Below are 24,511 nucleotides of genomic sequence, written 5' to 3' on the forward strand. Positions count from 1 at the left end.
GATCCGGCCCGATGGGCTATAAAGAGACCGGCAAGCGCCGATTTGATCCAGTATAACAAGCCCGCCTGCCAATGGAAACGCAGACAGGAAGGTTTGTTACAATGCGGTCCGGATGCGGGGGTTGTATAACGTATGGGGCACAGGACCATAAGTGATATTATCATATGTGAAAATGACACTATTTGACCAGCATCATTTTACGCGTCTGGGTTACCTGGCCTGCATGCATGCGGTACAGATAGACACCGCTTGAAAGCCGCCCGTCCCCGAAGCGCACCGTATGGGTGCCGGCCGGCCGATGAGCATCGACCAGAACAGCTACCCGCTGACCAATGGCGTTGTAAACCTCAATCCGCACATGCTGATCTTTGTGGAGATCATAAACGATACTGGTCTCGGGATTAAACGGATTGGGATAATTGCTCCTGAGACGGGTTTCCCGGGGGATATCGGCCATAGACGGCTCCGATGCGGTCGCAATCTGTTCCCGGTCCGGGTCGGCCGGGACGTACTCAGGATCGTCTGTAAACAGGATGCGATCCAGCCTGGGTCCGGCTTCAGCGGCTGCCAGGTACAAATGATCATCACCGGAACCGGTGAACGGTGCTGCTTCGGTTCCCGCCTGATCTTCATACAACGCCCAGACCCAGTGGCCGTAATCCATTTCGGAGTCGCTGTAATCAAACTGCCAGGCCGCCAGTTCATCCACCCCGAAGCCGAGGAAAAGGGCATTGGAATCGGGATCCGGCATATTGATCAGCAGCCAGATCCGAACCTCCCCTTCCAGGTCGCTGTGGAAAGAGAGCACTCCTTCATCCGATGCCGAGACCGGGTCATGGATCCCGGAGAGAGCCTCGATATAGGTATACCCTTCCTCTTCCATTTCAACAAGCTGGTAATAGTCTTCAAAACCGACCTGATCGGCTGCCGATTCTGCCAGCACTTCCAGGTAGGTCGGCTCCTGTGGAACCGTTCTGTCGGGATTTGCCGGCACATAATCCGGGTCTTTCGTGAACAGAACACGATCCAGCGCGGCGCCGACATCACGGCTTGCAACTTTCAGCTCATTGTTTCCGGATGCGGTTAGTGATCCGTTTTCCGGCTCGTATTTGGCCCACACCCAGTTCCCGTAATCCTCTGCGTGTTCCGCAAAGTCAAATGACCAGGCCTTCAACTCATCATCACCAAACCCGACAAAAAACGAATTGGCGTCTGCCGAAGGCATGTTCACCAGCAGCCAGATATGAATATCCCCCTCCAGGCCGGTGTTAAACGTAACCTGGCCTTGAGCGGGAGCAGCATCCGGGTCATCGGCGCCTGCGATGGCTTCCAAATATAAAAAGTCAAACTCATCGTTGTACTCCAGTTGGAAGTAGGCATCAAATTCATCCTTTCTGTCTGCCGACTCGGCCTGCACCAGGTGGGAGACGGCAATCAGCTGCTGTGTTTTCCGAATCGCTTCGATATTATTGATGTACTCCTCCAGGTTGGTATATCCGTTACCTTTGCTGTCGATTTGTGCTATTTCGGGATTTTTGGAGTCCAGTCCGTGTTCCCGCTCCCACCAGTCCGGGATTCCGTTACGGTTGGTATCGATCCACTCGGGCATGGTTACCACTTTCAGATCGGGCAGGCCGCCCACCTCATCCTGATGGTCGATGATTCCTGTTTGCCACCATCCGGGCAATACGTAGGGTTCGCTTTCACCCAGGATCTCCGAGCGGTGGTGGTTGATCACTTCCTTGACTACCAGCGAGTCGTGCAGGTCGCGGATATGTGCACCGGCGTTTTCAACCACCCAGCCCAGTGCCTCGAAGGCGGTCAGTGTGGTTACCGAACCGGGATCGAACTCCTGCTCCTGTTCGTGATGATCCCTGTTTACGAAAAAGCGCGCGGTCAAAATAGTGCGCCACTGGTCGTCGGGAATCTCGTCGATCAACACATTCCCGTCGATATATCCCTGGCTGCCGCTGCTGTTTTCCTCAAGGCTCCAGTCGGTCAGCAGATAGTTGTTGACAATGTTGTACCGGGTGATGCTTTCATCGTCGTTATTCCTGCCCCGCCCCTGATAAATCACATTGTTTCGGAAGTCCATAAGCACACCGTCCGGATCCGTGTGCGGATCCAGATAGTTCCCCGGCCGTGGCACCCGGGAGTCGTGGTTGGCCCACAAATTGCGCAGAAAGCTGTACCGCGCCCCGTGACGTCCCCTGACCAGTGCTCCGTAAGCCCGCTCTTCTTCCGGGTGGAGCGATAAATGCAGCGGTTTTGCCAGCATACCGTTCTGAAAGGTCACGTTATCGGCGAACGTGACTCCGAGATTGCCGTCCACGCCCCAGGTCACGGTAACATGGTCCATGATCACATGATTGCTTCCGCGGGTGCGGAGCATCCATTCATCACCGCGATATTCGTCTCCTTCCCCGTGCCGGAACCGCATGTGCCTGAGAATCACGTCGTGGGTTCGGATATCGACCTGCCGGTTGGCGATGGTAATTCCGTCGCCGGGGGCGGTTTGTCCGGCAATGGTTATATACGGATGAAAAATTCTGACCGGGGTTTCCAGCTCAATGGTTCCGGAGACATCGAAAATGATGGTTCTCGGGCCTTCCGCAGTCACGGCTTCCCGAAACGAACCGGGACCGCTGTCGTTCAGATTGGTAACCCGCAACAGCTTCCCGCCCCGTCCACCGAACGAGTAGGCGCCGTAGCCTTCTGCTCCGGGAAATGCCGGCACTCTCGGCCCGTGTGTCGCGTACTCCTGCGGCGGCAAGGGCGTGTTGCTATACTGGCGCCACCGGTCGGTTGTCTCAATCATGTTTTCCCGGACACCTTCATCCCCCCACAGGGCAGGCGGGATATCCGGATTGCCGGATGCCGCTGCGGGATTCAGCACCATCCAGCAAGTCATCAAAACGGTTAATAAGGAAAAGGAGAATAACCGGGCATTTCTTTGGTATTGACTGGAATTCATATGAGACCTCGACGGGATTCTATTTTCAACACGACAACATTCATCCGGGTCGCTGGGTTGCTGCAGGTAACCGGACATGTAAATCAGAAAAAAAACGTCTGTGCGGCTGCAATGAGCTGCACAGACGTTTAATTGGGTACTGCTGTAATCATTAATCAGAACTTACTTGACCAGCATCATGGTCTGTGTTTGGGTACGCTGACCCGCCTGAAGCCGGTAAATATAGGTTCCGCTTGCCAGGTTGGTCGCATCGAACGTGACCAGGTGCGATCCTGCCTCACGGTGTTCGTTCACAATCGTGGCGACCCGCTGTCCGATCACGTTATAGACAACCAGCGATACGTGAGCCGCTTCGGGCACTTCATACCGGATATTGGTTGCAGGGTTGAACGGGTTCGGATAGTTGTTGTGCAGATGGAAGCGGTAGGCCTGTTCCGTCGGATTCGCACTGGTAGGCGGGCTCTCAGGGCAGCCGTCCGGGAAACGCACACTGTGGTACGATACCGGATAGGTTGTTGCCGCAGTAGCCTGCATGCCATCCAGCCAGTTTTGGTAGGAAGCGTCATCAGGGCCACACAGACCGGTGCCGTCGTATTTCATCACCCGCATGAAGCTGGCATTGGTAAACGCCATGGGTATTTCGCCGGTCAGCCCTTCGTTGCCTGAAAGCACCAGTGCCTCAAGCAGGTGCAACCCTTCGGCGATATGTCCAGCCTCGGCAAGGACTTCCGGTATTTCACCGGTGAGCTGGTTATACGCCAGATTCAGGGAATCAAGCTGCTGGATATTCCCCCATGATGCGGGGATGGACCCGGTAAAATTATTCTCGTCAAGGGCGATGGTTGAGAGCGTAAGCGCCAGGTCACCCTGACCAAAATACTCAGGAAGCTCGCCGCTGATACCCAGTCCTGCCAGGCCGATATTCTGAAGATTCCGGAAGTTGGTGATCCACTGCGGAATTTCATCTACCTGCAAGCCGGTCCGCGAAAGATTGAGCACGGTCAGGCTCTTGTTGCCCAACCAGGTGGGGAGCTCGCCGGTCAGGTCGGGATTGTCCCTGAGGTTCAGCACCGACAGGTTCAGGTTATTGAGATTATTCGGGATGCTGCCTGTCAGGCCCACACCGGCAAGCTGAAGGTTTTCAATATTTCCCATCATGGCGCCGATGAAATTGGGGATCGGCCCGATGGTCATATTGGGACAGTCGATGATTCTGAAATCCTCGAGTCCATCGGCCAGCTGAAACTGATCGGGGATGGTGCCTTCAATATTCAGGCTCTGGAGCCAGATGCGTGTGATATTGTCCGGCATGGCGAGATTCGCGGGGATATTGCCTGTCAGGTCCAGGTTGAACAGTTCAATATCCTCAAGAGTAGGAGCGGTACCCATCCATTCAAATGCGCTAAAGTCACCTGACCACTGTCCGCCGTGAATACGGATTCTGCGCAGACTCGGCATATCGGAGAGGTCGGGGATATCGAAAAAGGTTTCGCCCGCGCCGATTTCGTCTTCAATTCCTCCAACGACAAACTGTTCGAGGTTCTCCATCATAGGCATCCATGAGGGGAAGGAACCGGTTCGGTTGGTGTTCTGGATCATGAAACGAACGAGGGTTTCGCTCCAGGCATCACCGATCCAGTCGGGGACGGGACCTGGATCCAGATTATTATTACCGATACGATAGTACTCCATCTCATCGATATGCGACCAGTCGGGAATGGGGCCGGTCAGCTGAAGATCATGGAGATAGACCTGGTTCAGCGACTGCATACTTTCGTCCACCTGGGGAATCTGACCCTTGATCAGGTTGGCATCCAGGAAAATTCTCCGCAGCACGGGCCATTCGCCATTGGCTCCAAGGACTGCCGGCATCTCGCCGGTCAGGTAGTTTTGCCGGACGCGGAACTCTTCCATTGTGGGCATCACGGCAAAATCCTCCCAGGGGACGGCGCCGGTCAGGATATTGGTTCGGATGAGCAGTTCTTCAAGGCGCGCCATTCGCGCGATCTCCGGAGGAATGGGTCCGCTGTGCAGATTCACATCCGATTTCCAGAACCATACGTACTCCAGGTCCTCCATTTCGGGCGGAAACGGACCGGGCACACGCATGTTGTTTCGGGGCATATCAACGGATGTGACCCGCCATTCGCCGTCGGCTACTTCTTCGATTTCATCGATGCCAATCCAGAACGCGACCTGATCCACAAGCCATCCGGAGTTGTCGCGCCACTGGTCACCGTTTGTGGAGTTGTAATAGGCCACCAGCGCCAGAGAGTCCTTTTCATGGACTGATGCACCGGTTTGCTGAAACTCGGCAATATTCAGTTGTTTTCCACTCAGACTGATAATTCTTGCCTGCCCATCCGCCCTGTCGGCCATGGAGAGGGAGAACAGAAATATCAGAGGCAGGCAAGCGGCCATCCATCGAAAGCAGAATGCTCCCCGGAATGTATGCTGCCCTGAACGTTTCCGTTTGTTTGTATTTGTGTTCATAACGGCTCCTTTTGTTTTAGTGATTCCGGCCCAACTGCAAGCAGCTTTCATCAGGCCGGGCAGGTTAATTGTTTTTTTATAAAAGTTTCTGCCAGTGTCACATTGAAAATTGCGGAGTCACTTTTTGGATAATGCCCATTTGGTAATCGCCGCATTGGCTGTATCCTGTTTCAGCATAAGATCATAATCGGTATCTCAGTCCGGCGGTAATGCGCCGGCCCCGCAGTGAAGAGGTGGACGGATAGTAATCGCGATCGTAGTAGTAATTGATGCTTCTGTTATTCAGAATATTGGAAGCATCCGCCCAGATCTGGAAGTTTCCGGTGACCCAGTATCGCATGGTGACCGAAAGGTCATTGGCCGCATCGTTATACTGGTCGAAATAGACACGGTAGTCGCGACGGATCTCCGGAACAAAACGGCCGTCGCCATACGAGGAGATGGACGGTGCCGCCCACTGATAGGATATCTGGGTAAAGAAATCATTGTAGCTGAAGTCGAGGCCGAGGTTCACTACATGGGGCCTTTGATTGGTGAGAGGTGTGATCTCCTTGTAATCCGGATCCACACTTCTGCCGAAAAAGGAGAGCAGGTCGGCAAGGCCATGGGTGTGGTTTTGCCGTACGTCCCCTTCGGCGTCGCGGTCTACATCAGCGATCGACTGGGTGTAGGAGTAGTTGGCGTAGAGCCCGAGATTCCTCATAACTCCCGGGAGGAAATCCAGCCGTTGCTGCCAGGCGATCTCCACACCGTACACGGTGGCCTCTTCTCCGTTCCGGAAGCCGACACGCTGCCAGCCTGCGAATTCCGCTTCGTCAAAGTCATCGTCCTCGTCATCTCCGATCCGCTCGGTAAAGGAGTAGACAAAATCCGAAAGCTGCTTGTAGAACAATCCAAAGGTAATTTGTCCGACGTTCATGAAATAGTGCTCGAACATGAAGTCGTAATTGTTGGATAGCATCGGCTTTAGATTCGGGTTGCCCTGTTCGATGCGCCGGCTGCTGTAATCCCGCATGATGTAAGGGCTGAGCTGATCGAAATTGGGCCGTCCGATGGATCGTGAGTAAGCCAGCCGGATATTGGTCATGCGACCCAGTCCGAAGACCGTCTGCAGGTTCGGGAAGAGATTGGTGTAGCGGTTGGTGCTGCTGATATCCGTTGCACCGCGGAAGTTGCCATTGGCATCGATGGTACCTTCACGGCCCTCGTAGTGGGTATAGGTATGTTCCACGCGCACACCGCCGAGAATGGTTATCCAGTTGAATTTCACATCGGCCATACCGTAGGCGGCGAAGGTATGCTCCTGGGCGTCATACTCGGATGTTTCGGTGCTCAGCGCCCAGGTTTCCATATCGGCCCGGAAGCTCGGCGCCTGGTGGATATAGAAATCGCGTGCGGCCGGAAGGTCGATCATCCACGGGATCATGTAAGTGGTGTGATCTCTGTCGAAGATATTCCAGCTGGCGTTTTCCATTAATCGAAAATCCTGTATGGTGAGGTTCGACCGGTAGTTGCTCGCCAGTATTTCCCCGGAACCCCGCATAAACCTCATGGAGGAACTGCTCCCGAATTTCATGGTCCCCATTACATAAGGAACCTCGACATCCAGGCTCACCTTGAAATCGTTGTCTATGACCTTGTTTTTATGATGATCGAGGCTGCCGCCATCGTCGGCGTGTCTCAGGGCGCTTGGAGAAACCGTACGGTTTTCACTCCATGGAGCGATATCCACTTTCGGCTCCCAGCGGTCTTCGAGATCGAAGATGAATTCGTGCCGCGAGTGGGTATGGAATCCGAAGCGGTACTGGTCGTCGGTGAACCGGCCATGGCCCCATCCCAGAGAGTATTCCAGATCGAAACTGTCAAAGCGGTGCCGAGCGCCGGCCTGAACGGTGTATTGATGGATGTCGGCCTCATCCAGGCGGGCGTTGTATCGAATGGTTCCCTGGTTTTCGGCATCCGGACCGGTCCAGGAGGGATCTCCCGTGTGATAGGGGCTCTGATAGTTCGCAACTCTGGGCAGGTAGTTCATCCCGTGCCGGGTGCGTTGTTGATCCTGGTAGTTGAACATTCCCTGGACATGGAACGTAGTCATGTCGGTGGGCTGAAATGTCATCTGCAGTCCGGCTCCGTAGCGGTCACGAATGTTGAAATCCACCTGGTTGTTCAGGGAGGAGATGCGGTCGCGGATGATGGAATCGTCAAAGTCTTCATCAAAAATATAAGCCGGAAGCAGTGCCTGATACTCTTCGGAGTAGTTATCGCGGTTTACGGTCTGGAATGACCGGGGCGGAGCCCAGTTGACACTGAACGATTCGGTGGACTGCGGGTCCCGCTGATAACTCATATTGAATCCGAATGAAAACTGGTCGTTCGGCGAATCCACATAACTGAACGATCCCCGGTATTCCGATCCGGCATAGGGCAGATACCGGTCCTGGAACCCGCCACCGGCCCGGATGTTGATTTCCCGCTCTCCTCCGACCGGCCGGCGCGTGCTAATTTCGATAACCCCACTCAGGGCATCGGCATCCATATCCGGGGTGATCACTTTCACGACATCGAGTTCCTGAACCATGTCGGCCGATATGGTACTGAGATCGACACTCCGGTCACCGCCGGTAGACCCCATCCGCTGGCCGTCCATGGTAATATTACTTGCTCCCGCTCCCACACCACGGATGTTGGCTCCGCCGTGGCCCATTCCCGCTACCCGGGATAGCGCTCCGGCTACCGTATTGTCTCCGAAGGCTTCAATCTGTTCATCCGAAATAACGCTTCGGATGTTGGTCGACTGACGCTGGCGGGTCAGGGCGCGCGACTGTCCCCGCTGCCGGGCGACAATCTGGACTTCCTCGCCCAGAAAGTGTTCGGGTTCCATCCTCACATTCACACGAACCCGTTCGCCGGGTACAACCGTCACCGGCACTTCCTTACTGCGGAATCCGATGTAGCGGAATTCCAGTATCTGTTCTCCCTCGGGGACGCGGCGAAGCACATACCGGCCATCGACATCACTGGCCGCCCCGATGTTCATACCCTGAATCAGGATATTCGCGCCGATCAGCGTCTCGCCGGTATCCGCATCCCTGATTTCCCCGGAGACGGTTCCTGTCTCCTGTGCCATTGCCGCAGGCAGCCAGGGTCCGGCCAGGCCGGCAAGCAACAATACGCCTATTCCTACTGTCACCCGCCCGAGTCGCTTCAGCAAAAGGGCATGAGAGCCTTTGCGGGTAATCCCATCCTTGAGAGCCATTTTATTCATCTGTTTAAAAATTTTGATCACAAGATCACATTGAATGTCCATGACGTATTATTTCAGTTTTTTGTTTCCGGAGCCATGCCCGGTCATGGACGTAGCATATGGTGACCTTCGGTTCATCTGTTTATCTGATCAGTTAGTGACATTACACCCTGTTTTTGACGGATCCGGGTTGCTCAAAGCGTATAGCGAACACCCATTCTGACACCGATGCCGTCTCTGTAGTCGATAGCCAGGGGATACAGATCCCGGCTGTGAGCAAATCTCTTCATCTCCGTATTGAGCAGGTTGAAGCCATCCGCCCAGAACTGGAAATGCTCCGATATCCGGAACCGGAAGGATGCCGACAGGTTGGACCATCCGTCTTCATAGGCATCCAGATAGACCGGATTCTGCCGGTTTACCGAGGGAGCCATCACCGGGGTACTGCCGTAGCTGTACAGATACTCGTCCGTCCAGTGCCAGGCTACTTCCATATCAAAACGCCCCCTGTTGTATCCCAAAGCCACATTTACAGTATGTGCACTTTGGTGGGGAAGACTGATTTCCTCGCCCCTGTCGTCCGGCTGCCAGCTGGAGTCGGTCCAGGTGTAATTGGCTCTGACATGCAGAAATCGCATGAAGCCCGGCAGAAAGCCGAGATGCTGCTGCGCACTCAGCTCCAGTCCGTAGAGCGAGGCTTCATCGCTGCTGTTGCGATAGGTCCGCTCCGTCCACTCCATTCCGTTATCATCTTCGGTAACCCGGACGGATTCCACCATCAGTCCGGAGATATTCTTGTAGAAAAGACCCATCTCGACCGTTCCTGTCTGTGAAACGGCATGGGTAATGTAGAAATCGATGTTATCCGAAAGCATGGGTTCCAGCTCCGGGTTGCCGCGGTGGATGATGCCTGCAGCCGGGTTATACAGTTCAAACGGAGCCAGCAGATGGAAATCGGGCCTGATAATAGAGCGTGAGTAAGCGGCTCCGATACGGGTATCGCGGCCCGGGAGGCCGGTCTCGGCCTGGAGGTGGGGAAACAGGTCGGTGTAACTTGCCGTCACCTCGCTTTCCCGCGTCTCGGTGTGCTCGCCGTCATCGTTGAACAGTACTTCCCTTCCGTCATAGGTGGCTTCCGTATGCTCAACCCGCAGGCCGGTCAGGATATTCAGCGGTCCAACATCCAGCGAGACCATGGCAAAACCGGCGTACACCTGTTCCAGGGCATCGTGATTCCGGATGTCGGACAATGCCCGTTCCTGATCGTCATCTTTGGTAAAGGTTGGCCGCTGTGACCGCAAAAACGAGCGGGCATCCTCGGTTTTGACCAGCCAGGGTATGGTGTAATCACCGTTCATCACCCCTACATTGCGCTGATCCAGCATGTTGAAGCGCTCCATCCGCAGTGTCCGCTGATTGACAAAGCTGCTTTCCCGGTAAGTGGCCTCATGATTTTTGAGCATCGCGCTTGCACCTGCAACGGCCTCTCCGAATTCGAACGGAATCCTGAGGGAGGCATCGCCCGAAAACGTGTGGTCGCTGTAATCGCCGAGCGCCCGTTCAAATTCCTGGCCGATGATGAAATTCCGGTTGATGGAGCCGTCGTCCAGGACCAGGATATCCCTGCCTACGATCTGCATGAATGGGCGGGAACGGTCCTGCATGTCAATGTTCATGTCGATCTCATCGAACAGGAACGGGAACCGGTAATCGGCCACATCGGTAGCCGTGTGAGACCATCCGGCGTTGTACTGGAGCTCGACCGAGTCAAAGCGGTGCTTTCCGCTTCCGCTGACGTGATATGTCGACGCATCCATTTCCACACGCGAGGCGTCGTGCAAATAGTAACTCTGCAGGCCGGCAGCACCGGTTTCCTGCACACTGACCCAGTCACCGCCGGCATGGCGGCTGTCGGTATGCCGTTCCGTCGTGCGGGTAATGGAGTGTGCCGAGGCCCGCAGCCGGTATTCTGTCATTTCATCAGGCTGGTAGTAGAGCTGGAAACTCCCTCCCATCCGGCTGTTCTCCATGGTTTGCATACCGGTGGCATAGCTCTCCAGGACATCCACCGGACCATTTCCAAAGTCTGCGGAATCAAATTCATAGCCCATCAGATCCACGCCGCTGTGGTCGTACTGGTGGTTGACCTGCACAGAAATGCCCAGATTGTCCCGGATCATCTCCCGAAATGTGGCGGCAAACCGGCTGCTTGGACCGGTGAATCCGAAATAGCGGGTATTGGCTCCGCCACCGGCGATAATGGAGACGTTACGATTTGATACCATCGGTGATGGCGTCAGCAGATTGATGGTTCCGCCGATTCCAGCGGCGTGCATGTCCGGGGTGCGGATACGGATCACTTCTACGGCGTCAATCATGTCGGTGGACATGGTGGTCAGGTCGAAGGTCCGGCCGCCCTGCCCCGAAGTCGCACTTTGAACACCATCCACGGTAAGATTAAACAGGTTTCGCCCGGCACCCCTGAAATTAAACTCGCCCTGCCGTCCGCCCTGCATTCCGGCAACACGAAGCAGTGCTTCAGGCACCGTATAGTCTCCATGTCTGCTCAATTCGTACACTGCAAGCGCTTTTTTCCTCTCCGTAAAAACCTGCGTATCGTGTGAACCGGGCTGTGAATCCGGTCCGGCCGCTTCAGACCCGGTCACGGTTTCCGTTGTGCCGGCAATCGGTATGGCCCCATCATCAGCAAAAAAGTCTGAACCGGCGGATGCCGTCGTCATCGCAAAAAGAAGAGCAAGCATGACCGGAACCGCCTTTGCGCTTCTGTGAACCGAAGCCGCTTTCAGTGAACCGCGGAACGCCTGTCGGCCTGCCGCCTGCTCGCCTTGCTCTGCTGAGTTAACGTTATATTTCATCTATTTGACAATTTTTAGATTCTTGCGTCTGACGGGGTATTCTTGTCTGAATCTCCTTTATGGCATCCGGACTCACTTGCAAGAACATCCTCATCAGCGGATTCTACTTTGAAATAAGAGCTTACATGAAAAAAGTTATCGGTAACTAAAACTCACCAAAAGAGGCCGTCCGCGTATTGTTCTTCCGGGGCTATACCAGTGAGACGAGGCATACGGGAGGCTTCGTGACAGATAATTATGCTGGATTAATCGGCGTGCCGGCATGACTGGTTATCTATCCTAAAACGTATAATTAAGGCCGAGCCGGATGGTCTGTCCGTCCCGAAGCGTCATCAATTCGGGATAGAGGTCACGTGAGTCCCTGTAGGTCCGGATCTCCTGATTGAGCAGGTTGGATGCATCCGCCCATAGACTAAAGTAATCCGAAATACGGAACCGGACAAAAGCGGACAGGTCCGACCACCCGTCGCGATATTGGTCAAGGTACATCGCTTCGCTGCCGAGCGACGGTGCGAGACGAGGCTCATCGGCATATTCCCGCAGCACTTTGGCGGCGTGGTAGAAAGAGAGCTGTGCATCCACCCGGGCCTGAGAGTAACTGAGAGCCACATTCAGGACATGCGGACTCTGAAACGGCAGGGAGAGCTCTTCCTCCCGGTTCGCGGGCTGGTACTCGGACTCGGTCCATGTGTAGGTGGCATACAGTCCGAGATTCTCAAGCGGACCCGGTAAAAATCGCAGATCATGGCGCCATGACAGTTCCACACCATACACGGTTGCCGACTTGTCGCTGTTTACAAAGGTTCTTTCGGTACCGCTGATCACCGTTTCCTCACCGGCAAAGAGCTCGCTGTCAAAATACGGGATATCCCCCTGGCTGATTTCAATTTGCCGCCGGCTTGCCGTAATAAAATCGGATATCTCCTTGTAGAAGGCCCCTGCAGAAACGGCACCGAGCACCGGATGTACATGCTCGATGTGCAGGTCAAAGTTATCCGACACGACTGACTCCAGAGCGGAGTTGCCGCGGAATATGGTCGTATCCCTGGCGGTTGTCAGTTGGAAGGGAGCCAGATGGTGGTAGTCGGGTCGCTGATGGGTCCTGGAGTAGGCCAGTTGCACACGCAGTCCTTCGATCGGCTCCAACCCAATACGGGCGTTCGGAAAAAAGCTGGTGTAACTGCCGGAGCTGGTGGTATCTTCGGTGGAGCTGTACAGGCCAAATCGGTTGTAGAAAACGGCCCGGCCGTCGTAGGAACCCTCGGTGTGTTCAATCCGGAGCCCGCCCATCAGGGTCAGCATACCGAGCTCAAAAGTTGCCATTCCATACCCGCCATAGATCTGTTCATTGGCCCGGTAGTTCCAGATATCGGATTCACGGTAGAAGAGCTCCCGGTCGTACGACATGTTCGGAAGGGTGGAATGGAAAAAGCTGCGAGCGCCATCCGAATCGAGAATCCAGGGCAGCTGGTAGTCATCATCAAACACATGGGACGACAGCGGGTTGTTATCGTCGAAGCTGGAGTGGTTCAATCCCGCGATCCGGTAACTGTATTTCCGGTAGGCGCCCTCCTCATTGGCATCCTTGACACGCAACAACGCGGAAGAACCCACTTTTACGGAACCCATGTTATGGGGAATTTTCAGGTCCAGTTTTCCCGTAAAATGGTTATCCAGATGATGGTTGACGATATAATCCATGTTCTGCAGGGTGAGATTACGTCTCAGCGGCGCGTTATCGACCGGTTCCATGGAGGGACGGCTCCGGTCGGCCATATCTATGTCAAAGGCCAGCCGCTCAACATGAAACGGAAAGCGGTAGTCATCTTTTTCGATGATGGAGCGGGACCAGCCCAGTGTATACGATACATTCATCAGATCCAGGTAGTGTTCTCCGCCCGTCTGAACCATGTAGCGCTGAATGTCCGTGTCATTGAGCTGGAGGTCGGTTGCCAGGCGTCCCTGCGCTGCAGTTGTGACGGCATCCGACCAGTTTCCGTTGGCTGAGCGTGAATATCGGTGCCATGACTCCCGGCGACTATCGTTTGCGAATGCGCCGCGAAGATGAAACATTGCCTGCTCGCCGTGCAGATAGGTAAGCTGGAGGGAGCCTCCCAGCCGTTCATGTTCGTCGAAATAGAGTCCGGGAGCGACACTCTCAAGCACGTCTGTAAATCCGTCTCCGAAATCGGCAGCATCATACTGTGTAGCAAGCGACTCAAGAGCACGGTTGTCGTTCTGGTGATGGAGGTTGAGGCTCAGGAACAGATTTTCCACCGGGTTGTCGGAATAGAAGAAGCTGGCGCGGGTCGCTGGTGAGAGAAAATCGGAATAGCGGGTTTGAAGGCCGCCGCCGGCATGGGCCGAGATGACCCGCTCTTCCGAAGGCGTCCGAAACGTTCGCAAATTCACGACTCCACCCAGGGCTTCGGCATCCATGTCGGGTGTGACCACGCGGATGATCTCCAGGTCACGGATAAAGTCGGCGGAGAAGCCGCCGGGATGTGTGAGGCGGTTGCCCATTCCGGAAGAGGCCAGTCTCTGACCGTCGACGGTCAGGTTGAACCGATTCAGCCCCACACCACGGATACTGAAAGAACCGTCTTGCATGCCATGAACGCCGGGCAGCCGCTTTGCCGCATCCTGAAGAGAGAAATCACCAAAAAGCTCAAGGTCTTCTACCGCTATTACGGATGAAAACGGCTTCGCTGAAGCGTCCCGGGAATTGGCCTCCGCTGCCTGCCATGCGAAAAGCGGCAGGAGAACCAGTGCAGCCATCCGGAAGGCAAGCCCGGTTTTCTGCGGTCTGCAGTTATTATGGCGTTTGCGGTGACAGCGGGCCGCAGTGGCTGATGAAACGTAATCATTCATGAGATCATGTATTTAATCTTGCTGAGAGACAGTAAACAGGTGTGCTGTATATCTTGTGGCAACGGATGTTCGCAGAGATTGAAATAGGTAAAGTAATCGGTTACGTTGATTAAGACGTTCTCCGGAACAGCGGCCGGAAAGCGGTTCCCGATCTAATAGATGAGACGACGTTTTTCTTGCCATCCGTGACAGACGGCCTGTCCCGTTTTTCCGATTTTATCCACCTGTGAGCCCTGCCGGTACCGTTCCAAAATCAATACCCAGAATCAGGCTGAACAGGAAGTAGGTCAGTAGCGTAATCAGAATGGCAAACAGCACATTCAGCAGCATTCCGGCACGGGCCATTTCCGGGATAGTCATTACGTTGCTGCCGTAAACAATGGCGTTCGGAGGCGTTGCAACCGGAAGCATGAACGCGCAGCTGGCGACCACGGCAACAGGTATGGCGAGCAGCAGCGGGTTTTCGCCGATGCCGATAGCCACCGATCCCATAATCGGGAGAAATGCCGCGGCGGTAGCCGAATTGCTGGCCATCTCGGTAAACATAATAATCACCATGGCTACGATCAGGATGATCAGAATCACCGGCCATCCTGCCAGGATACCGAAAAAGCCACCGATCCACTCGGCCAGGCCCGTGCGCTGGATGGCTGCGGCCAGGGTGAGTCCGCCGCCGAACAGAATCAGCACACCCCAGGGGAGTTTTTCGGCTGCCTTCCAGGTGAGCATGAACACGCCCCGTTTCGGATCAACGGGAATCAAAAACAGCAGCAGTGCTCCGAAAATCGCGATTCCCGCGTCACTGATTCCCGGGATTCGGGTTTCGATGAGCGGCCGGGTCATCCACAGGATGGCCACCAGAGCAAAAACAAACGCGATAATCAGTTCGGGCCGTGTCATGCGTCCCAGTTCGGATACCTCTCTGCGGATGAATGCCTGTCCGCCGGGCAGCGTCTGGAAACGCACGGGGAACGCCACATTCACCAGCGCGTAGAATATGAGCGGGAACCCCAGTACGGCGATCGGAACCCCCATAAGCATCCATTGGGCGAAGGATATTTCGATACCGTAGGATTCCTGCACAAAGCCGATGAGCAGCGCGTTGGTGGGAGTCCCGATGACCGTCGCGAGGCCGCCTACACTTGCGGAATAGGCGATCGCAAGCATCAGTGCCACGGCAAAATGGTGATACTGCCGGTGCTCGTCGGGTGTGTGCTCCCCCTCTTTTGTCAGTTGAATGACCGACAGCGCGATGGGCAGCATCATCATGGTGGCGGCGGTATTGCTCACCCACATACTGAGGAACATGGCCGAAACCATAAATCCCGCCAGAATATTCCTGGGACGGGATCCCATCACCTGGATGATGTTGAGCGCGATACGGCGGTGCAGGCCCCATTGCTGCATGGCGATGGCAATAATAAATCCGCCCATGAAGAGGAAGATCATGGGATTGGCATAGGGATTGGCGGCCTGGCCGACATCGGCAATTCCAAGCAGCGGAAACAGTACCACTGGCAGCAGGGCTGTGGCGGAAATCGGTATCACCTCGGTGATCCACCATGTGGCCATGAGCAGCGCGACAGCCGCCGTCCTCCACCCTTCCACGCTCAACCCCTCCGGCGACGGCATCAACAGCATCAACAGAAATATCAGAAGCCCGGCGAACAGGCCGGCCCATTTTGCCGGGCTCACCGGCGCTCCGCCATTGGGCGGCGCTGTCGTTTGGTTCGAGTTGTCGGCGCTGTTTTCAGTGAGGGCAGGCATACATCAAAATGTTATAACACGTATATGGAACCGCTTTTCTGCGTTGGATTGAAATCAATCGATCAGAGCCGCTGTACGGTCAGTCCGCCATCCACCATGAGCACCTCACCCGTGGAATAGGGAAAATCGCCGCGTGAAAGGGAGAGCACCGCTTTGGCGACATCCTCCGGCATTCCCCACCGGGGCTGGACGGTCAGTCCATCGGCGATCAGCCGGTCGTACTTATCGGTGACCCCGGAGGTCATATCGGTCCGGATAACACCCGGACGCACCTCATACACCGGGATTCCATATTCCGCCAGGCGCACCGCCCATATTTTGCTGTGCATGGCAAATCCGGCCTTGGAGATGCAGTATTCTCCGCGCATCGTCGAGACCACCGTCGCTGAGATGGAGCCTACATTGATGATTTTCGCCTCATACCCCTCCTGTTGTTTTTTTTGTCCGACCATCCAGCCGGCGATCACCTGCGTCAGGAAATAGGGACCCTGCAGGTTGATCCGCATGACGCGCTCGAAGCTCTCTTCTGTGGCCTCGAGCGGATCGAGCCGCTCTTTCGGTGCCACGCCGGCGTTGTTGACCAGCACGTTCAGCCGGCCGAAACTCTCCCTCAGCCGTGCGAGGATAGCGTCACGGCCTTCACGGGAGCCCACATCGCCCTGGCAATAGAGAACCCGGGCGCCGGTCTGCCGCAACTCTTCCAGCGCGTCGGAGGCCTGTTCTTCATCACGGACCCCGTTCACGGCCAGGTCAAATCCGTTTTCTCCCAGTTTTCGGGCGATGGCTTTTCCGATGCCCCGGGACCCGCCCGTAATCAGTGCTACCGGTTTCATGAGATCCTCTGTCATCAGGGTTTTCCAAAAAAGGTGTAATAGGGTTGCTGATTGGCCAGACGCCAGAGATAGAGCATCAGCTCGCGCGCGTGGTAATCCCCCCACATACTCGACTCATCGCAGGGGACTTTCCGGCCTTTCGGGATGTTGTCCCAGCCATTGGGCCGGTGGTATATCGAGTGAAGCAGCAGGCCATGGTGATCCGGGGATGTGCTTAGATAGGGCTCCTCCAGCAGCGTTTGGGCCACAAGGAGTCCGGCTTGCATGTAGCGTTCGCCGCTCGCTTCCTCTCCTCGGTTTTTCAGGTAGCTGCCCAGGCGCAGCAGTCCCTGGGCGCCGATGGCAGCGGCGGAACTGTCGACCGGCTCATGGTCATTGTACGGGTCGGCTTTCATGGCCCGGTAATCGCCGAGCAGATGCAGCTGCGGAGCACCGGTATCCCAGTACGGGATGCCGTCGGTCGAGGTATGCTCCATATAGAAATCACAGGTGGCTTTTGCAGCTTTGAGCATCATCGCCTCAATATCCTTCCGTCCGCCGAACGGCTCGAGCTCCTCATCGGCAACCGTTTGCAGAAACTCAAGGAGCTCGGGATAGCCGGCCATGGCCCAGCTAAGCCCGCGGGTCCATGTGGAGAACGGTGAGTAGCCCTGCTGTGAATTGGGGCAGCGGAAGTTACCGTCGTTGGTGTTGAAGACCGCTTCGTGCGCGGTTCGTCCCCAGATATCGTAGGAGTCGCGCCCCTCGCCGTAGTAGATATTGAACTCGGCGGTGGATTGCGCATGCTGGATGAGGCGTTCCAGCAGGGAGATCGGCTCGTCGTGTTCACCGAACAGGGTATGTCCCAGCTTGTGGCTCATGGCCAGGGCCCGGAGGGTCCGTACGGTATCCACGAACAGGGAATGCGGACCGTTGAAGGAGCAGATGAAGCCGCCACCGCCGGCACGGCGGGTCCAGCGCGATGCCTGTACGGCACCGGTGTTCTTCAGCGCGAGTTCATAAAACGCCTTCTCCCACTCGTTTTCCTCGATACGGCCCTCCTGCTGCAGCCTCCACAGCGCGCCATAGGTACTGACATTATTGAAGCCATGGTCGTGCACACCGGTATGGGTTATATGGGGCGCCATCAGATCGAGGGTGGATGCGCGGCCCGACGCCAGGAACTCCTTCTCCCCGGTCGCATCAAATTGCAGGATTTCGGATCCGAACTGAAACCCCTGGGTCCACTCGGTCCATCCGCGGGTGGTGTACTTGCCGTTGATGGTGAAGACCGGAGAACCGCCAGCAGGATCGTATTCATTCCGGATCGCCCGGATCTTTCGGGCGGATTGCTCCCAAAAGCGCTCGAGCGCCGGTTTCAGGGATTCGGGTTGCAGATTGGTGTCAATTATCATAAAAAAGACAGGTTATGATCAGAATTTTTCCCGTTCGTGCGGTAATGACGAACGTGGTTCAAGTATATAAATGTGATGCAGTCCGCCGGTCTGCATGACGGAAGCCGGTGACTGTACGCAGTCGCGTCCCGGCATGTCCTGGCGGGTGTCTCCGGCATCCGGCGACATTGAAACCGGGCCGGGTTTCTACTTCAAATCGTCGATGCTGACCCACCTTCGTTCGTTCCAGGCCTGCAAGCCGGCTTCCGCCAGCTGGACTCCTTTCGCGGCTTCGCGTAAATCCCAGCGGAACGGGGTTCCGTGATGCAGGCTTTTCAGGAACAGTTCCCATTGGATTTTGAACGCGTTGTCGTACGTTTGTGTCGTTGGCATCTTCATCCAGTGGTCGTGGAACGTATGGGGATTCTCGATATCCGGATTCCAGACGGGACGCGGGGTGGCCGAATGAGACTGAATCCAGGCTTCACGCAATCCCGCTACCGCCGAGCCATCGGTACCATCAACCTGGAAGGTGACCAGGTCGTCTTTGCGTACCCGGGTGGTCCAGGATGAGTTGAATTGGGCGACGACTCCGTTTTCCAGTTCAAAAATCGCGTACGCGGCATCGTCGGCGGTGGCTTTGTACGGTTTGCCGTTTTCATCGAATCGTTCCGGGATATGAGTGGCGCCCAGACAGGCCACCGATTTCACATCACCGAACAGATTGTCGAGTACATAGCGCCAGTGGCAGAACATGTCCAGGATAATACCGCCGCCATCCTCCTTTCGATAATTCCAGGACGGACGCTGGGCCGGAACGGTATCGCCCTCGAATACCCAATAGCCGAAGTCGGCTTTCACGGAGAGAATTCGTCCGAAGAATCCCTGATCCCTGAGCAGGGCGAGCTTAAGCAGGCCGGGCAGCCACAGCTTGTCCTGCACCACCCCGTGGCGCACGCCCGCATTTTCAGCAAGCCGGTGCAGGTCCATCGCGTCTTCGGTATTCAGGGCCGTAGGTTTTTCGCAATAGATATGCTTTCCGGCAGCGATCGCCTTTTTCACATTCGCATACCGCTGCTCGGTGGTAAGCGCGTCAAAATAGACGGGGTACTCGGGGTTGTTCAGATAGCTGTCGAGATCGGTTGACCATTCCCGGATGCCTGTCTGTTCGGCCAGGGCCTCCAGTTTGGCGGCATTTCGTCCCAGCAGCACGGGCCGGGGCAACAGCACCTCGTTATTGCCGAGCGTCACGCCGCCCTGTTCCATGATGGGGAGAATCGAACGCAGCAGATGCTGGTTTTTTCCCATCCGCCCGGTCACACCATTCATAATGATACCGACCGTATGGGTTTTGATGGATGTACTCATGTATGTAACCGAAATGGTTTATGATGATAATGATTGATTACGCCATGGATGCCGGGCCTGACAGCGGGTTCACTGACACGACATCGGGAATTTCATTACGACTTATCGGGTGCGTCGGTACATTGCGGCCGGGCACCGTCCGGCAGATCCGGGACATCCACCCCGGCTTTGGGGAGAGTCCCTTCGAGTTCCTGCCGCCAGTGGGCGACATCACCCGCCGGTCCGTAGCAATAGATCATCTTCATGGGCCGCGCACCGGTATTGGTAAGCTGGTGGTATTCTCCCGGGGGGATGTAAACTGCCTGTCCAGCCTTTACGGCCGTCCTCTCCTGCCCGAGACACATCTCCCCTTCACCTTCAAGCACAAAATAGATTTCCTCCTGTTCCTGATTATGCCAGGGGACCTGTCCGCCGTCCGGCTCCAGAACGACCATACCCATGGCAAACTGTTCGGCCTGAATCGGCGATGCGCCTCCAACCACATTGCGGGTGTGGCGCCGGGCGGGGAACCTCCTCCCCTCCATTGTATTAATATCAGCGATGATCATATCGGGCTACCTATGTTGATTACATATCTGTGGCTACGCGGGGACATTCCGTGCTGCCTGGCGGACACGCCCCGAAACCGGGCCGGGCCGCACGCCTTTGGTCAGCCCCTGCTTTTTTGCAAAGCCGGGATCAGCAGTCGGCTGATCAGCAGATAGACGCCGCGGATAATCAAACGAAGGACGGCCAACAGCACATAATACACCACAGACAGTAGCAGAACGATATGCAGCTGCGAAATAAGCTCCGACCATTGCCCGTCGTAGGTGCGAATGGCATAGACATTGGTTAAAAATGCCACTGCCAGCATGATCACCCAGATGAGCACCTCCCTCCAAATGGACGACACCTTGATTCTGATTTCTTTCATAATTGTCGATAGTTAATAATTCGTTGTATTGCAATAAACACGATGCTGCGAGTAACCGTCGGGTACCCGTGATCAGACGAGGTATTTATCCGGCACGGTGATAACGCGATCGCTGTAGGTGGCGTCCTCGGCGGCCAGTGCCCATATGGATGCGCGGTATCCCTCAATCGTAAGCTGCTCCGGGGCTTCCCCTTTTCGGATAAAATCGACGAAGGCCTCCAGGAAAAGCTGTGTTTCATTCATTTCCCAGTCTTCCGAGATAAACTCGCCACCGTAGGCTACCGGTTCCGCCGGAACCCATGTAGCGCCACCGATCGGAATCGTGTCGAAAAGGCTGGATTCAATGCTGTGGATCATCTTGCGGATGGCAGGCGGTGCGGGCGGCTCTTCCCAGAACTCCTTGTTGATTTCGAGATCGGCCATCCCCTTGTTGCCCAAGGCCTGGATCTGTACGCCATTGTGCTTGTTGCTCTGCAGGCAGCTGTAATCAAAATTGGTTCCGTCCGGATACTGGAACACCAGCGAGAAGTTGTCCCAAACCTCGCGGTGATCCTTCCAGAAATTGATGCTGCCGCGGCCGGTGACACTTACCGGCTGTTCGTCGAGCACCCAGTTGGCAATCTGAAGGTGGTGAGAGCAAAGTTCGGTAATCATGCCACCCGAGGATTCCCTGTAGAGCCTCCAGTTGAGCTGGCGGTCCATGTCCGACAACGGCTCGGCATCGTACATGATCCAGCTCCGGTTGCGGTGCCAATGGCCCTTCATCATGGTAATCGGACCGTAGTAGCCGTTGCGGACCCGGTCGATCGCCTCCAGGTATACCGGACTGAACAGCCGCTGATGGCCGATCAGCAGTATTTTATTGAGCCGCACATGTTCGTCGTACATCAACTTGACATCGTCCATGGTCCGAGCCATCGATTTCTCGCAAAACACGTGGATGCCTTTTTCAAAGGCCGCAATGGTTGGGCCTACATGCTTGTGCAGCGGTGTGGAGATAACGACACCGTCCATCTCCACCCGATCCAGCATTTCGCGATAGTCGTAAAACGCAGGCACATCACTACCTGCGATGCGAATGGCATCCTGATAATGGGGTTCGTAGATATCGCACACGGCTGCCACTTCCACATTCAGCCGGTCCTTGAAATCGATCACATTTTCCATCAGTGTACTGCCCCGGTTGCCGGTTCCGATGAATCCCAGACGAATGCGGTCGGACGCTCCCCTACCGGATGGTGCGGGGTTGTTAAAGGCCGAAATCCAGGGCATCGCCGAGGCAAAAGCGGCGGAACCCGCCAGCGTGGAAGTCAGCTCCAGAAATTTTCTTCGGTTGATTTGCATGGTGTTCCGTAATTAATAGTAAGATCCACTGGATCGGTTTAAATAAGTTGTCTTAATGGTATCGCTGATTCAAAACATCGCCTTCTCCGGCACTTCCGGAGCATAATCTGTTTTCACAACATCACAACCGTACTCCTCTTTCACGCTTTTGATCACTTCCTCAGAGGATACAAGAAATGCCGTCGACAGCACTTCGGCTACGACCGGTGATGCCGAACAGACGCTGACCGTCATGCACCGCTCCACGGGATACCCGCTGAACGGATTGATCACATGACGATGGTTGCAAAGTTTGCCGTAATCGTCCACAAAAAAGTTGCTGGATGTGGAGACCGAGGCATCGGTGACATCGAAGGTATGCAGCGCCTGGCCGGGGCTGGAATAATTGTTCAAACCTACACGCCAACAGTCACCGGCCGGATGACGGCCCATGGCCAGTACCGAACTCTCGCCAAAGCTGATAAACGCGTCCTTCACCGAGAAGTCCTGCAGCAGCTTGCGGCACCGCTCAAGGGCATAGCCTTTTCCGAAACCGCCGAGATCAATCTCGAGGGAGTCGTTCTCAAACGCTACGGTCCGTTCGTTTTCATCCAACTGGATTCGGCTCATTCCTGTGGCATCCATCGTTTCATAAAGGCCCAAATCGGCTTGATCGTCAGAAGTTCGCTGTTTCCAGTACTCCAGTACAGGACGCATGGAAATGTCAAAAGCGCCACGAGTTTTCTTAAAAAAAATCCTGCATTTAGTGAGGATGTCAAAAATCTCTTCACTCACCTGCACGGGTTCCTTTCCGGCATTTTTGTTGATGATTGCGATTTCACTGTAGGGGATGAAGCGGCTGAGGCTGCTTTCGACCCGGTTAACCTCCTGCCTGACAACACCGAAAACCCGCTCACCGGCGTCCTCATCCATCCCGGGGAATACCATATGGCAACGGGTTCCCATCGCGTAAAAACTGTTATGATAGACGGCGTTCATGTCTGTTGGAGGTACGGTCTTCGACCGATAGCTGCATTAGTTATTGTTTAAAAAAGCGGCTTCCTAAATAGATTAACCGGTTACTTCAAAGCAATAAAAAAAAGGCTTTCAAAAAAGCCGGGAACACTGGAGCCCTGTGTTGTCGATTCGAAGGAGACCTTGATTCCATCCGGTTGCACAGTACAGGTTCGTTGCTTTCACGTTACCTATAAAAACGGAAAAATTCAACGATAATTGTCGCTACCGGGAGGTGATCAGCCGGTTTCGATGCCCTGTCGTGTCTTCCATTCAAGTGGAAAATCATTTCCGCTCACCAGGAATTCGGTCTCCATAATATCCAGCCGGTTTTCCGCCTGTACTTCGCCGGCAATTTCGCGTATCAGCATATCGGCCGCCCTTTCACCCATCGTTTCCGCCGGCTGGTGGATGTAGTATTGCGGAAACGGCACGATGTTCCGTATTCCGCTGTCGCCGAATGCAAGCATTTTCAACCGGTCAATAATGGTCGGATCCAGCTCGCGCATTGCAATATAGGCTCCGAGGGCTACAGGAAAGGTCACCGAAAACAATCCGTCGATGTCCCCCCCTCGCTCATACAACTCCTTGAATCCCTTGTAACCGGCTTCTTCTCCAAAGCCCCCCTGGGTAATGAATTCGGGGTTTACTGTCAGTCCATGATCTACCAGCGCTTTCTCATAACCCATCCTCCGGTTTCGGCCGATGGAGATGTGATCGTACCCCGACAGGTGCGCAATTTTTCTGCAGCCGTATTCGATCAACTTGCTGACCCCCAGCCTGGCAGCATTCATATCATCGATAATGACGCTGTTGAATCCCAGGTCCGGAATGTGGCGGTCAAAAAACACAAGCGGGATCTGCATGTCACGAAGCCATTCATACACTTCTAGGTTCCTGGTATCCATGGAGACCGATACCAGCAGCCCGTCCACCTGCATGGACATCAACGCTTCGATATGCTTTCTTTCCAGCTCTTCATTTTCATCCGATACCGTCAGAACGATCTCGTACTCGTGGGATGCCGCCGATTTCTGAATTCCGGCAACCACATGAGCGAAAAAGTTGTGCGCGATTTTGGGAACCACCACGCCGAGTGTGCGGCTTCTGGAAGAAGTCAGCGACCGGGCAATCAGATTGGGCCTGTATCCGATCTGCTCGGCGACCTTTTTGACTTTCTTCTTGGTTGCCTCGGAAATATCCGGATGATTTCTGAGGGCTTTGGACACACTTACCTTGGTCAGGCCAAGAATCTTGGCAATATCGTTGAGCGTCGCTTTCTTTTTCATGAATCGAAACGTATGGTGGCGGGATGTGCCGTACCGGTAACCTTTTCGCGGCTGCACATGATCGAGAAACAGTTCTATGGCAAAGATACCATCTGCCATATCCGCAATGAAAAGCGTTCCAAAAACAGGCACTGTACACAGAGTAAACGGTTAATTAACAAAAAATACGC

14 protein-coding genes are annotated in these 24,511 nt (G+C 55.0%); all 14 read right to left on the reverse strand.

The genetic code is table 11. The features are described 5' to 3' along the window. Positions 1-178: 178 nt before the first annotated feature. The 14 genes from QA596_09490 to QA596_09555 all read right to left on the reverse strand — a co-directional run bounded on the left by QA596_09490 (position 179) and on the right by QA596_09555 (position 24,440). Positions 179-2,911: a T9SS type A sorting domain-containing protein gene (locus tag QA596_09490; GenBank protein MDG5767697.1), complete on the reverse strand. Its 2,733-nt coding sequence runs from the start codon at positions 2,909-2,911 to the stop codon at positions 179-181. A 225-nt stretch (positions 2,912-3,136) separates the two neighbouring features. Continuing rightward, positions 3,137-5,467 (reverse strand): T9SS type A sorting domain-containing protein, encoded by a 2,331-nt coding sequence (locus QA596_09495; protein ID MDG5767698.1) that lies wholly within the window; start codon positions 5,465-5,467, stop codon positions 3,137-3,139. A 181-nt stretch (positions 5,468-5,648) separates the two neighbouring features. Beyond that, positions 5,649-8,723 (reverse strand): TonB-dependent receptor, encoded by a 3,075-nt coding sequence (locus QA596_09500; protein ID MDG5767699.1) that lies wholly within the window; start codon positions 8,721-8,723, stop codon positions 5,649-5,651. Between the two features lie 182 nt (positions 8,724-8,905). Further along, positions 8,906-11,587: a TonB-dependent receptor gene (locus tag QA596_09505; protein MDG5767700.1), complete on the reverse strand. Its 2,682-nt coding sequence runs from the start codon at positions 11,585-11,587 to the stop codon at positions 8,906-8,908. 279 nt (positions 11,588-11,866) lie between these two features. Continuing rightward, complete coding sequence (locus tag QA596_09510) at positions 11,867-14,365, reverse strand: TonB-dependent receptor (GenBank protein MDG5767701.1); 2,499 nt, start codon at positions 14,363-14,365, stop codon at positions 11,867-11,869. A 309-nt stretch (positions 14,366-14,674) separates the two neighbouring features. Next, positions 14,675-16,225: a DASS family sodium-coupled anion symporter gene (locus tag QA596_09515; GenBank protein ID MDG5767702.1), complete on the reverse strand. Its 1,551-nt coding sequence runs from the start codon at positions 16,223-16,225 to the stop codon at positions 14,675-14,677. A 62-nt stretch (positions 16,226-16,287) separates the two neighbouring features. Then, positions 16,288-17,073: a 3-ketoacyl-ACP reductase gene (locus QA596_09520; protein MDG5767703.1), complete on the reverse strand. Its 786-nt coding sequence runs from the start codon at positions 17,071-17,073 to the stop codon at positions 16,288-16,290. Next, a complete protein-coding gene (locus tag QA596_09525) occupies positions 17,073-18,452 on the reverse strand; it encodes a hypothetical protein (protein MDG5767704.1) in 1,380 nt (459 codons plus the stop codon). The genes QA596_09520 and QA596_09525 overlap by 1 nt, the downstream gene beginning before the upstream one ends. A gap of 186 nt (positions 18,453-18,638) precedes the next feature. Continuing rightward, complete coding sequence (locus QA596_09530) at positions 18,639-19,799, reverse strand: Gfo/Idh/MocA family oxidoreductase (GenBank protein MDG5767705.1); 1,161 nt, start codon at positions 19,797-19,799, stop codon at positions 18,639-18,641. A 95-nt stretch (positions 19,800-19,894) separates the two neighbouring features. Then, the gene (locus QA596_09535) at positions 19,895-20,347 is read right to left on the reverse strand and encodes a dimethylsulfonioproprionate lyase family protein (protein MDG5767706.1); all 453 of its coding nucleotides are present in this window, start codon (positions 20,345-20,347) and stop codon (positions 19,895-19,897) included. 101 nt (positions 20,348-20,448) lie between these two features. Further along, complete coding sequence (locus QA596_09540; GenBank protein ID MDG5767707.1) at positions 20,449-20,715, reverse strand: hypothetical protein; 267 nt, start codon at positions 20,713-20,715, stop codon at positions 20,449-20,451. A gap of 72 nt (positions 20,716-20,787) precedes the next feature. Beyond that, positions 20,788-22,059, reverse strand: coding sequence for a Gfo/Idh/MocA family oxidoreductase (locus QA596_09545; protein MDG5767708.1), 1,272 nt, complete (start codon positions 22,057-22,059; stop codon positions 20,788-20,790). Between the two features lie 69 nt (positions 22,060-22,128). Beyond that, positions 22,129-23,037, reverse strand: a complete 909-nt coding sequence (locus QA596_09550; GenBank protein ID MDG5767709.1) for an FAD:protein FMN transferase — start codon at positions 23,035-23,037, stop codon at positions 22,129-22,131. 254 nt (positions 23,038-23,291) lie between these two features. Next, entirely contained in the window at positions 23,292-24,440 is a 1,149-nt protein-coding gene (locus QA596_09555) for a LacI family DNA-binding transcriptional regulator (protein ID MDG5767710.1), read from the reverse strand. Between the last annotated feature and the right edge of the window lie 71 nt (positions 24,441-24,511).

The organism is Balneolales bacterium ANBcel1 (genome assembly GCA_029688905.1).
Lineage (GTDB): Bacteria > Bacteroidota > Rhodothermia > Balneolales > Natronogracilivirgulaceae > SLLW01.